Source organism: Pseudoalteromonas sp. MIP2626 (assembly GCF_013414205.1).
GTDB classification, from domain to species: Bacteria; Pseudomonadota; Gammaproteobacteria; order Enterobacterales; family Alteromonadaceae; genus Pseudoalteromonas; species Pseudoalteromonas nigrifaciens.
On record NZ_JAATTW010000003.1, the window covers coordinates 66726 to 79834 of the forward strand.

Below are 13109 nucleotides of genomic sequence, written 5' to 3' on the forward strand. Positions count from 1 at the left end.
GCTCGCTAGTCTATTAGCTGATTATTGAGCCATAAAACAGGCAAACAGTTGAAGTTTTTACCCTTAAAAGATTATTACCGCTCTTTAGTTGTGGCTTTGGCCGTGCCTTTGTTTGTGGCTTTATTATTATGTTTGCACCTTTACAATATTAAGGTTGAACGTGCGATAGAAAAGCGCCATGGCGATTTTGCTAATGTATCGGCGCAAATTGAACATACTATGGCTGGGGTAAATAATTTATTTACCGCTATGTTTAATTTGTATCACCAACCTAAGCCGCATTCAGCAGATAGCACAATGCCATTGCACGTTAATCAGTATGATGACTATTACTATCGTTATTTAAGTAATTTAAATGGCGAAATAGTAGGTGCTGGCGAATTTTCTCAATCGCAAAGTGCCTTATTACGCTGGCAAAAAGTCGTCATGTTAGCCCCTTCATTTAACACCACGTTAGCGCTAATACAGTCATTAAGTGCAGTTGCTTATGTTGATGAGCAAGGTTTTGCTTACGTTGCCAGGCGAGATCGTAGCCAAAGTGCCTTTTTAACTGATATTTTAAAAGGCAAATTTAAACCACCACTTTTAACCGAGCAACTCAGCTCTAGCCAAATTATTAAAGTTGCTAATAAAGCCTACTTTGCCATTGGCCGACAACAAGATATTAACTCCCAAGATTACATAGTTCTTATTTATGACTTACAAGCTATTTCTAATTGGCTAAAAAAAGTATCGCCGCAGCAAGGCGAATATATATTTATGAATCAGTATCATGAGGTTATTGCCAGCTCACAAAAGTTGATAAACAAAGCTGTTAAGTTAAATCAATATTGGCCGGCAGTATTAATAGAGCACAATAATACTAAGGAAATTAAAGGTAATCAGTTTTTAATGCAGCCAATTGGTAACTACCCTATACATGCTGCCTACCATGAGCCAATAGAGCAGTTATCTGCGCCGATTATTTACGAAACAGCGATAGAATTTATATTTTTAACCGTGTTTTTAAGCATTATGTTTAGCGTGTTTTTTTGGTTGAGCCAGCGTATTTTTATCAAGCCGATGACCTTTTTAATGCGTTATCTAGAGCATAACGACACTGTAACTGGCGAGCAATTAAACTATAAAATTCCTTTAAATTGGCAGCCATGGTTTTTAAAGGTAAAAGCTATATTTGCTAAAAATACTCAGCTGGTCGAATCCCTACAGAACGTTAATAAAGATTTAGATAAAAAATTGCAGCTACAGTCTGAAAAACTAACCAGCAGCTACGAAGCCAAAGAGCGTCATTTAGCTTTACTTAATACTGTACTTAATAACGTTCCTGACTTTATTTATTTTAAAAGTATTGATGGCTTATTTTTAGGTTGTAATAAAGCTTTTGAAACATTTATTGGTAAAAAGCAAGTAGCGCTAGTTGGTAAATTAATAGAAAATGAGAGCAGCGATAGTAAAAAAATTAGTAAGCTAGAGCAACAAGTACTACACAATCGCACGCAAATTCAACAACGTATTGATAGCGCAGAACGCTCTTACTTATTAACCATAGCGCCATTTTATAATGAACAGCAACAACTGTTAGGCGTTATGGGGATTGGCCGCGACATAACCGAGCAACAGCAAACCCTACATGCATTAAAAGAATCAGAAACTAAATTTAGAAGTGCGATAGAGTTTGCGGCTAATGGAGTGGTGTTACTTTCGCTTGATCATACTATTTTACAAGCGAATAAAGCGGCTAGAGAGCTATCTTCTGAACAAAGTTTATTGGCGGGAGCGCCTTTAAATCGGGTGTTTAGTAACCCCCAATGGCAAGAAATTAAAGCCACGTTAGCGCAATTACTAAATAATAAAAAACGGGTATACCATTTAACTTTAGCGCACGGCGAACTGGCAGATTGGTTACAGCTGAGCGTGTCGTTAGTGTGGAATGAAAATGCCGAGCCGCTGTATTATGTTATTCATATTCAAGATATAAGTATATTAACCAAAGCAAAACATGATGCAGAGCGCGCCACATTAGCAAAAAGTCGATTTATTGCTAATTTAAGTCATGAGATCCGCACACCGCTAAATGCGGTATTTGGTTTACTTGATATGCTTATTGAGCAAGGACTTACGCCAAAACAATTAGAACAAACCGCGCAAGCTAAGCACGCAGCACACAGCTTGTTGTTAATGCTTAACAGAATGCTGGATTTTGCACGGGTAGAAAGTGTGGCAGCGCAGTTAAAACTCGCGCCATTTAGCGTTATTGAGTTGGTTGATATTTGTGAAAGTTTAACGGCACCTTTATGTGAAAACAAAGGGATTGAATTAATTATTGATATTGATCCCTTAATTGCCCCCAACCTTATATGCGACAGCATTCGCTTACAGCAAGTATTAGGTAACTTATTAACTAATGCTGTTAAATTTACTAAAGTCGGTAGTATTACCCTTAAAATGGATTTATTACCGAGCGATACCTCAGAGCAACAACATATTTGCTTTAAGGTAATAGATACCGGAGTTGGCATAGATAAAGCCGATCAAAGGCGCTTATTCGATGCCTTTACCCAAGGGGATGAGTCATCTACGCGAACTCATCATGGCGTGGGCTTAGGGCTGGCTATTGTAAAGTCGGCAGTGCTGTTAATGGGTGGCGAAATAGCGCTAAATAGTGAAAAAGGCGAAGGGTGTGAGTTTTACTTTAGTGTTTTATTAGATGTTGTACCTGCTTGTAAGCAGCTACCTGATAATACATTAGTTATTTTATCAGCGCATAGTCACGAATTAACTCAGGTTATAAATGCATTTCCTACGCTAACTTATACTAATTTAGAGCAATTATTAAAATCTCCTCGGGAGCATTTAAAAGCCAAGCAATTAATTATAGGTGCAGCAGATTTACCTGCTTTATTAGCGGTAGCTGAAATTAAAGATATTTTATTTGCAAAAGCAATTACGCTTATTGTTGTAAGTAATCAACCAAGGTTAAATTTGCCGATCAGCATGGGTTTAACTGTACAGCATATTAAAGCGTCAGCGCTTGCACAGCGATTGTTTAATTTAAATTTAGAGTCAGCTTTAAAAATAACGAATACAACGAAATTAAACCCAAGAGTGTCGGGTCTGTTAGTGTTAGCGATTGACGATAATCAATTAAACTTAGAAATAATTAGCAGCGTGTTACGCCAAGCAAAAATTAATGTGGTTACAGCCACTAGTGCTATTGATGGTATGGCATTATTACCGAATTTAATGCCAGACTTAATTTTAATGGATGTGCAAATGCCTCATTTAGATGGTTGCCAAGCAACAACTTTAATTAGGCAGCAGTATAGTGCAGAGCAATTACCTATTTTTGCACTAACCGCTCATTGTGAGCCTGCAGATATTGAACGCTCTTTAGCGTGTGGCATGAATAAGCATTTAACTAAACCTGTGGTTGCAGAAGTGCTTATAGGTGCAATAACCGATTTAGCACCTTATAAGCCGAGCTTTTTTGAGTACTCATTTGCTTTAACTCAGTTTAGTTTAAACGAAACACTGCTTAACACTATGATCGGTAAATTTGCTAGTGTGTGCAAAACTCAATTAGCGCAGCTCAAAATAAGTAATAATAAAGATGACTTAATTCGTATAGCGCATAGTATTAAAGGCGTAGCGGGTAATTTAGGCTTTAGTCGACTGTCGCAATGTGCACAGCAAACTGAAAAAGATCTTAAAACAACCGATAAAGCTGTTGAAATAACAACGAAAGAGCTTATTATGCAGTTAGAACAGGTGGTTGTTTTTATAAACGTTTTAGGGGCAATGGATGTCAAAAAAAGCTAAAGTATTAATTGTTGATGATGATGCTCTTAATCGAATTGTACTCGAAAAAACACTTAGCGATGAGCATGAGGTGTTTTTAGTTAAAAGTGGTGACGAAGCGCTTACTTTTATAAAAACAACACAAGTTGATTTAATTATACTCGATATTGTTATGCCAGGAATGAATGGCTACGAAGTACTGGTTAAATTAAAAGAAGATTCAGCAACGCAAATGATCCCGGTTATTTTTATATCGGCAAATAGCAGCCATGATGACGAGTCTAAAGGTTTAGAACTAGGTGCAATGGATTATATAACTAAGCCATTTTGTTCATCAATTGTGCGCGTAAGAGTACGTAATCAACTGCTTATTAAGCAAAAAAATGATTTGCTTGAAATGTTAGCTTCGATTGATGGCCTAACCGAAATACCCAATAGACGCAACCTAGACGAAAACCTATCTCGTGAATGGCGTAAAAGTAAGCGCAACAACACACCACTTTCAGTGCTACTTATGGATATAGATCACTTTAAGCGTTACAACGATACTTATGGGCACCGAGCTGGCGATGACTGCTTAAAAGCGGTGGCTCAAGCACTTGCGGCACAATGTGAGCGTGGCAGTGACTTTATTGCACGCTATGGCGGAGAAGAGTTTGCAGCCGTTTTACCCGGTGTAGATAAAGCTGAAGCGACAGGCTTTGCAAATAAGCTACGTAATGCTGTTAATGCATTAAATATAGCGCATAAAGCATCGCTTAATGCTGAGCATGTAACTATTAGTATTGGTGTAGCTAGTACTGAAAACGCAAGTATTGAAACTGAGCAGGCACTTTTAGAAGAAGCTGATTTAGGTTTATATGCAGCGAAAGAGGGTGGCCGTAATCAAGTTGTTGCCCGCTAATTAAACTTTTATTTGTAAAGTAAACGCCAACGTTATTGGCGTTTAATAGTTAATTTTCGGATGAACACATTTAAAAAAGTGTAGCGCTTTTTAGAGCTACACAGCTGGGCATTACAGCAGGGCACTACAGCAAGGTATTACACTAAGCGATTACGTGATTGCTGCTGCGTAAACGCCACAATATTTAAACTTACCTCATTTACCAAACGTACAATTGACTCTGTGCTTGCCCAAGCAATATGTGGCGTAAGCAGTAAGTTATTGCCTTTATAATTAGCCAGTGGGTTAGTTAGTTCAGCGGGCTCTTTAGTCAGCACATCAACCCCGGCACCTGCAATTAAGTTTTGCTCAAGAGCGGTTGCTAAGTCTGCTTCGTTAATAATGCCGCCACGTGCAGTATTAATGATAATGCTACTTGGTTTCATCATTTTAAGCTCATTGAGTGTAATTAGATCGCGAGTTTCATCGGTTAATGGGCAGTGCACACTAATTATATCGGCGGTTTTAATTGCTTGTTCAAAAGGGATACGACCTTCACGGCACTGTGTCCCTTTGCGCTCGGCAGTAATTACATTTGCGCCAAAAGTGCTAGCAACCGTTGCAACCGCGCTACCAAGGGTTCCACCACCAATAATAGCGAATGTTTTGTCTTGTAAATCGTTAAAGCTATAATCTAGGCGGCAAAACATTTCACTTTTTTGCCATGCACCTTGCTGGCAGTCTGCTTGGTAGCGATGTGTATTACCTAATAAATTAGTGATTAAAGAAAAGGTATGTTGTACTACAGAGGGGGTTGAATAGCCGGCAACGTTAGTTACTGCAATACCAAGCTCTTTAGCTGCTACTAAATCTACATTATTAGTACCAGTGGCACTAACACAAATTAGCTTTAGTGATTTTAATTGGCTCATAGTTTCACGGTTTACAACTGCTTTGTTGGTAATTAAAACGTCAGCATTTTTACTATGAGCAACAACTTGCTCCGCACTTGTTAATTCATGAACGGTAAGCTCACCTAATTGAGCAATACAATCAAGTGATGTTTTAGCAAGAGTCGCATTATCGAGAATAGTAATTTTCATATTTTTTCCTAAAATTAAACCTCATTTAAGAGAGTTATTTGCAATGCTTGCATTGCTTGATTTGAGGTTGGAAATATTTGCAGTACTAATGAAAGCAAATACAGCGCAGCATACGTATGCAAGATTAATACACTAAAGTACTATAAAGCATACACTTTGTTAATTTTAAAGTCGTAAAACGTAGGCCAACTTAAATGTGGTCTGCCCACTAGGTTAGTTGTTACATGCTACCCTTTACGGCTATTTTGTTGTACTGCCGTCGCCATGCAGCTTTAGTAAAGCTATTTGCTTTAACTAATATTCACTATAAATAACAACAGGGCAATGTAAGTAGCATCAAGTGTGCAAACTTATAAACTTGCCGACTAAACTATAACTCTATTTGAACTAGGTAAATCGAACTTTAGTATTGCTAGTTTCGTATTTTTGATTGAGTTATAATCAAAATTAGACACGACGGTGCGCTTTGGCGTGCCGTTTTTAACTTTGTAGATGCGCTAAATGATTGAATTAGAAGATAAGTACGCTGACATAAGACCTTACAATGATGATGAAGTTGCCACTTCGCTGAAGCGTTTAATTGACGATAATGCATTTATTGATGTAATTGCAAAGTACAATTTACCACGCATTTTATCGGCAATTCCATTTGTTGCACGACCATTAATTAGACAGCAACTACGTAAAAAATGGGGCCAAATTAATAGCGTTGAAGATGTACAAAATGAAGTTGCAAAGTATTTAAATAAGTTAGTAAAACGCACTACGTCAGAAGTCACTTTTTCAGGGTTGGATAAACTAGACCCTAATCAGGCCTATTTATTTATATCGAATCATCGTGACATTGTGCTCGATCCGGCTTTAGTAAATTGGGGATTGTTTCAACATAAAATGAAAACAGTGCGCATTGCAATAGGAGATAATTTATTGCAAAGACCCTATATCACTGAGCTTATGCGATTAAATAAAAGCTTTATAGTAAAGCGATCTGCAAAAGCCCCTAAAGAAATGCTTAAAGCATTAACGCAGTTATCTTCCTATATTTATGACTCACTAACAGCAGGAAACTCTATTTGGATAGCGCAAAAAGAAGGGCGAGCAAAAGACGGTGTAGATAAAACCGATCCGGCACTACTAAAAATGCTACAACTAAATGGGCGTAAGCAAAAAAAAGAATTTGGCGATTATATTAAAGAGCTAAAAATAGTGCCGGTATCAATATCGTATCAATACGAACCCTGCGCAATTGCTAAAGCAAAAGAGCTTTATCATAAACAACACCATGGTCAATATGTAAAATCTGTAGGTGAAGACATAGCCAGTATTGTTGAAGGTTTTAGCTCATCTAAAGGACATATTCATTTAGCTTTTGGACAGCCGATAGAGTCACATTGCGACAGCGCAGATGAGCTGGCTAAAACAATAGATAAACAAATAATAGATTCATTTTATTTGCACCCAGGTAACTTTATAGCAGGCGGCTGTACAGAAGCGGTCATTAATAAAGCCGACGCTGCAAAGTTTGCAAAACGTATGGATAAAGTGCCCGAAGAGCTTAAACCTTTGGTATTAGCTATGTATGCAAAGCCATATCATCGTAAAGCAGAAGTAAATATTAAAAGTTGTGAGCATTAAAAGCTAAAAGCAGTTTTTTGGCGATTATATTTTAGCTTTTAGTAAGCGATAAAAGTCACTCAGTATTTATTTAAAGTATTTTTATTACTGAAAGCTAATAGCTAAAGTTGCTTTTTGTTACGGCACTTTAGCTAAAGCGAAGTAAATTTGTATTACAGCTTCAGCGCATGTTGGGCTGTGGTTTATGCCCCGGCTGATACCTACATTTTATCTGGTTAAGAGATTTACTAAACGTCCAGAGCTAATTACTCACAAAGCTGCTCTTTGAGTAAATAACGCTATACTTAACCTGTATCTTTATAAGTGTGGGGAGGGGCAATGCAACAAATTGAAATATTTGATATTCCAAGCCCTTGCAAGAGTATTTGTTTGGTTAATAATAGGGGGTATTGTAAAGGTTGTTATCGTAGCCGCGATGAGCGTTTTTTATGGAACTCGTTAACCAACGCACAAAAGAAAAAAGTATTAAATTTGTGCCAGCAGCGCTACAAGCGTTTTATACAAAAAAAACTAGACGTTACTGCCGCTAGCGAATTAATTAATCAGCAAGGTTTTGACTTTTAGTTAGGGGGCGTGCCCTTTGTTGATTAAATTCGTAATTATCTGAGCCAATAAGCTATTAAATCCCCAAACATAATATAGCATTTAGCTGACTAAGCTTGTTGGCCTAGATGCTTTATTAAAGCAGCATTCATAACTATTTATAAGTATAATAAAACATCTTTAGTAAGTAATAGGAGTTACTGTGAGTTTTAATTTATGTAATTTACCTCGTGAACAAAAGTATCAAATTCAGTTAGATTATGAGGCTTCTTTTTGGGCGTATCAAATTAAGCGCGGGAAAAAAACACGTGAGCAAATATATAACACCCTCCATAGCCGCCCTATTGCAGAGCAAGCTTCTTTAAAGCAACAATTTGAAAGGTATTTAGCACTAATGTTAGGCTAATGTTGTGCTTACTTGAGCAGCTCGAGTTGATTTAAAACCTCTTTAGTTTATAGGATTTATACATTCATCTCTAAAAGTAGACCTGATTTATACCGCACTATTGGTTTTAACTCGATGTTAACATATAGTCATTCCTTAGTAGTGCTTTTGGTGTGTGCCAATATCGTATATCGTCGCTGTCAAATACCTATCAAAAGCAACATAATAAGTGGGATCAAGAATGGGTAAAGCTATTAACAGAACAATAAGTTGCTTGCTCGCACTTATGCTAATAATGAGCAGCCAAATAAACGCACAAGTGAAGCGTTTATCTCCTAGTGAGGGGCTATCTCAAAGCTATGTTAATACTATGCTTATTGATAATAACGGTTACTTATGGCTGGCAACAGAAGGTGGCCTTAACCGTTATGATGGCTACCAAGTAATGCCAATTAACGGGCCTAATGGTGAGCTTGAAGAAGCTATTATTGACCGCATATTTCAAGACACCCAAGGGCATATTTGGATTGCCTCACTGCTGGCAGGGCTATTTCGCTATGATCCAGCTACCGATTCTTATAAACAGTTTTTAGAAAAGCCGCTAAACGAAGAGCAGATAATTAATCAATCTGTTTTTAGCATGTTAGCAATAGATGATAAAACCCTCTGGATTGGCCGAGGCCGTGACTTTGCAAAGCTTGATATTGAAAGTGGTGAAATAACCACTATTTTTGAGCTTCCGAGTAAATACAAAAGTACCCTAGTTAGAAAGCTATTTTATTATAATGGCTATATATTTATTGGTACTAGTCATGGTGCTTATGTGTTTGATATTGCCAGTGAAAAAGTGCGGCCATTAGAGCATTTACGCGCAGAAGCTGAGCATATTTACCAAAATAATGTGAAGTCATTTGCTATTGCTAACAATAATCAGCTATTAGTGGGCGCTGTTAAAGGGTTGTACCAAGTTGATATTAGCAATTTATCGAGCATGTTTGAGCGCCCCGATGTGGCATTTAACAATAGTGTATTGCTTGATAATTTAAATATTTGGCAAATTACAAATGACCATGAAAAAATTGATTTAGCCACTGATAAAGGGTTGTTCAAGTTTAATTTAAAAACGGGGGAAATAATAAAAAACACCCGCATTAACCAAAGTAAATATACCCTAGCCGATACGAGTATTATTGATATGGTTAAAGATAATTCTGGTGGAACATGGGTGGCCACTAAAACAGATGGGGCGTTTTATTTAGCCAATAATAACTATCAGTTTACCAATGTTGAGGGCAGCATGCTTGGCGGTGACGGCTTATCGCATCATTCTATTTGGGGTATTACTGAGTATAAAGACAAGCTATGGCTAGCTACGCATAATGGTTTAACTGAAGTTGATTTAAAAACAAATATAGGCAAAACGTATTTACAAGATTTTAAAGTTGATTTGCTAACTACTGAATTTACTATTTATAAAATAATGCCTTATAAAAATAAATTATGGCTGCACTCCAACAGAGGTTTATTTATTTTTGACCCTGTTAGCCTGCAATTAACTGAGCCGCAAACACAAAATCCGAGCAACCAAAAGCTGATCGCCGGCTGGGTTCATGGTGTTACTTTAATGCCCGATGGTAACTTGTACTATGTGCACTCAGATCATGGCATGCTTATGTATAATATTAATACCCAGCAACTAACCCAGTTAGAGGGCGAGTTTACTCAGTTTGACCCTTTTTTAGCGCATGGGTTTTTACCACCATTATCGACACAACCAGATAAGCCTTTATTTTTTAGTGGTGGGATTTTATATCAAGTTAATCCCCACAGTTTAACTCTAAAAATAATATATAAGGTTCCTAAACAACATGAAAATGTTGCCATAAATGTGCTGTCGTATGAAGTTGATCGTAATAATATTTTATGGCTCTCGTTATCCAACTTTGGCCTGATTGGCATTGATGCCTTAACGTATGAACTTGTTCATACTATTGATTTAGACAAAAACAAATTGGGTACCTTATTGTACGATATGGTGCTTGATGACGATGGCATGATTTGGATGAGTAGTCATAAAGGCATTTGGCGTTTAAACCCGACTACACTGCATTTTCAGCAATTTACTACGTCAGAAGGGCTGCTCTCTGCAGAATTTAACAGCGGCGCTATGGCACATTTAAAAGATGGGCGTATTGCTTATGGTAGCCTAAAAGGCTTTACCTATTTTCACCCAATGAACAATCAAAATACCAAAGCGTTAATTGATCACGTTAATATTACTCGGATCAATTTAATGTCGCGAAACTTGTCGCTTAATTTACAGCAACCACTTGAAGAAATAACATTAAATCATGACGATATAGGTTTAGAAATAGCTTTTTCGGCAATGTCGTTTAGTTTTCAAGAGCGGATTATTTATGAGTATCAGCTCGATAACGGGCAAAAAAGTTATACCCGTAACAACAGAGTGTTATTTCCAAAATTAAATCCGGGTAACTACCAATTAAAAGTGTGGGCTAAAGACCCATTAACCGGCGAATATACGTCGCCCGCTAGTTTAAAAATAAAAGTGAAATACCCACTATGGCGTGCCCCTTATTTTGTGGTGCTATATGCATTATTGTTAATTGCTTTAGTGGTTGCTTGGGTAATGCGCCGCAATAAAATACAGCGCATTTTATTGGCAGCTCACAAAGAAAGTAAAGAAAGCGAAGCGCGTTTAAAACTGGCACTAGAGGGCAGTGAATCTGGGGTTTGGGACTGGCAGTCAAGCAGCCTTAGTATTTATCAACCGCGGTTAATAAATGAATTAGGCTACAGCGTTGAATGCGTAAATTTAGATGACTATTTAGTAAAAATACACCCACAAGACAGACCTTTATTTAGATTGGAGTGGTTAGAGTTTTTATCTACAGATAAAGGATCTTTTAATTGTACCTACAGGCTTAGGCATGCAAAAGGGCATTGGCGCTGGTACAAAGATTTTGGCAAAGTAGTAGAGTGGCATAATAAATTACCGCAAAAAGTGGCCGGAACTTACACCAATATGACCCGTGAAATGGTGTTTGAAGAGCATGCTCGCTTATTCGCAGCAGCCTTTGAGCAAACTCGCGATTGGGTATTTATACTCGATAAAAACTTTAATATACGCGCCTCTAATAAATCCTTGCAAACTGCGTTTAACTTCCCAGCTGAGCCGCGATCTAGCCGAGTACTTAATTTAGGAATTTCGCGCAGCAGCCGCTTTGATTACTTGCGCATTATGCAAAAGCTCAATGTAGGGGAGCACTTTTCTTGCGAAGACACAGTAACATTGGTTAATAACGAGCAACGCCACGTGCTTGTTAAAATAAGTGCAGTTGCCGATAACGAACACAGACTAACCAGTTACGTTGTTATTTTAACCGATATTAATGCACAAAAATTAGCAGAAAATGAGCTGCATATACTCGCCAACTACGATCAGCTAACTAGCCTGCCAAATAGGGCATTATTTAATGACCGTGTAATACATGCCATTGAGCAAGCACAGCGCCATAACAGCAAGGTTGCTTTGCTGCATATTAATATTAAACGCTTTAAACACTTTAATGATTCGTTAGGGCGAGAAGTTGCCGATGAATTGATTAAAACAGTGGCTGAGCGATTAAAAAGTAACTTACGCCCCAGCGATAGCGTAGCTCGATTTGGTGGTGATGAATTTGTTGTGTTGGTGGAAGATATACAGCAAATAGAAGAGGTATTGCTCGTTTGCACTAAATTAATGGGCTGTGTTAATAAAAATATTGCCCTTAATGGTCAAATAATTAATATTAATTTAAGCATTGGTGTTGCCACATATCCAGGTGATGCGCAGCAATATAAAGATCTATTAAAAGCTGCCAATATTGCTTTATACCACGCTAAAGATAATTTAGAAGGGAGCTATAAGTTTTATAAGCAAGAGATGAATCAACGGGTGCAAAAAGCACTGCACCTAGAATCGCAGTTAACTAAAGCGTATCAAGAGCATGAGTTTTGTAATTATTATCAACCTATTATAAATGCAAATAGCCAAAAAACCGAAGGCTTTGAAGTATTGCTACGCTGGCCAAAAAATCAATTAGTGAACACTCAAGAGTTTTCGTTAGCGGCAGAGAGTATTGGTTTAATTACAAAAATAATGTTGCAAACATTGGGCCGTGCTTTAGAGGAATTAGTGGCTTGGCGCAAAATTGCTCCCGAGTTATATTTGTCGATTAACTTATCGGCACTCGATTTTGAATTTGAACACTTGGTGCCTGAAATTAAAAAGGCATTAATTAAAGCTGCTATACCTTCTAAGGCGATTGTATTTGAAATAACCGAATCAATATTAATGCGCGATTCAAAGCAGGCCTTATCGAGTATGGATATGCTAAAACAAATAGGTTGTAGGCTTTATATGGATGACTTTGGTACAGGCTACGCATCGTTAACTTATTTGAAGCGCTTTCCTATTGATGTATTAAAAATTGACCGGAGTTTTGTACAAGATATAGGGGTTGATTCTAATGATGAGGCAATTATCCAGTCTACGCTTACTTTAGCCCACAGTTTAAATAAAGAGTGTGTGGCAGAAGGCATTGAAAGTACCCATCAATTAGTATTTTTAAAAGCACTTGGTTGCGACTACTTTCAAGGTTATTTATTTAGTAAACCTGTGCCCACAAATGCGGTTATTCCTTTAATCACTCGCGATTGGAGCGACGTGTTTAAGCAAGATTAAAGGAAAGCCCTTAGT

At 37.5% G+C, this 13109-nt stretch carries 7 protein-coding genes; 6 read left to right on the plus strand and 1 reads right to left on the minus strand.

Features of this window, described 5'->3' with window-relative positions; translation table 11 throughout:
• Positions 1-48 precede the first annotated feature (48 nt).
• A complete protein-coding gene (locus tag HC000_RS03105; RefSeq protein WP_179806941.1) occupies positions 49-3819 on the plus strand; it encodes a PAS domain-containing hybrid sensor histidine kinase/response regulator in 3771 nt (1256 codons plus the stop codon).
• Positions 3803-4702, plus strand: coding sequence for a diguanylate cyclase (locus tag HC000_RS03110; RefSeq protein WP_011329268.1), 900 nt, complete (start codon positions 3803-3805; stop codon positions 4700-4702). The genes HC000_RS03105 and HC000_RS03110 overlap by 17 nt, the downstream gene beginning before the upstream one ends.
• Before the next feature lie 137 nt (positions 4703-4839).
• On the opposite strand, the gene HC000_RS03115 is transcribed toward HC000_RS03110, so the two are convergent.
• Entirely contained in the window at positions 4840-5784 is a 945-nt protein-coding gene (locus tag HC000_RS03115) for a D-2-hydroxyacid dehydrogenase (protein ID WP_179806942.1), read from the minus strand.
• A gap of 501 nt (positions 5785-6285) precedes the next feature.
• On the opposite strand from HC000_RS03115, the gene HC000_RS03120 reads away from it, so the two are divergent.
• The 4 genes from HC000_RS03120 to HC000_RS03135 all read left to right on the plus strand — a co-directional run bounded on the left by HC000_RS03120 (position 6286) and on the right by HC000_RS03135 (position 13094).
• Positions 6286-7419, plus strand: a complete 1134-nt coding sequence (locus HC000_RS03120) for a 1-acyl-sn-glycerol-3-phosphate acyltransferase (RefSeq protein WP_179806943.1) — start codon at positions 6286-6288, stop codon at positions 7417-7419.
• Between the two features lie 318 nt (positions 7420-7737).
• The gene (locus HC000_RS03125; RefSeq protein ID WP_011329265.1) at positions 7738-7983 is read left to right on the plus strand and encodes a DUF1289 domain-containing protein; all 246 of its coding nucleotides are present in this window, start codon (positions 7738-7740) and stop codon (positions 7981-7983) included.
• 181 nt (positions 7984-8164) lie between these two features.
• A complete protein-coding gene (locus HC000_RS03130; RefSeq protein WP_011329264.1) occupies positions 8165-8368 on the plus strand; it encodes a DUF3283 family protein in 204 nt (67 codons plus the stop codon).
• 220 nt (positions 8369-8588) lie between these two features.
• The gene (locus tag HC000_RS03135; RefSeq protein WP_179806944.1) at positions 8589-13094 is read left to right on the plus strand and encodes an EAL domain-containing protein; all 4506 of its coding nucleotides are present in this window, start codon (positions 8589-8591) and stop codon (positions 13092-13094) included.
• The last annotated feature ends 15 nt before the right edge of the window (positions 13095-13109 follow it).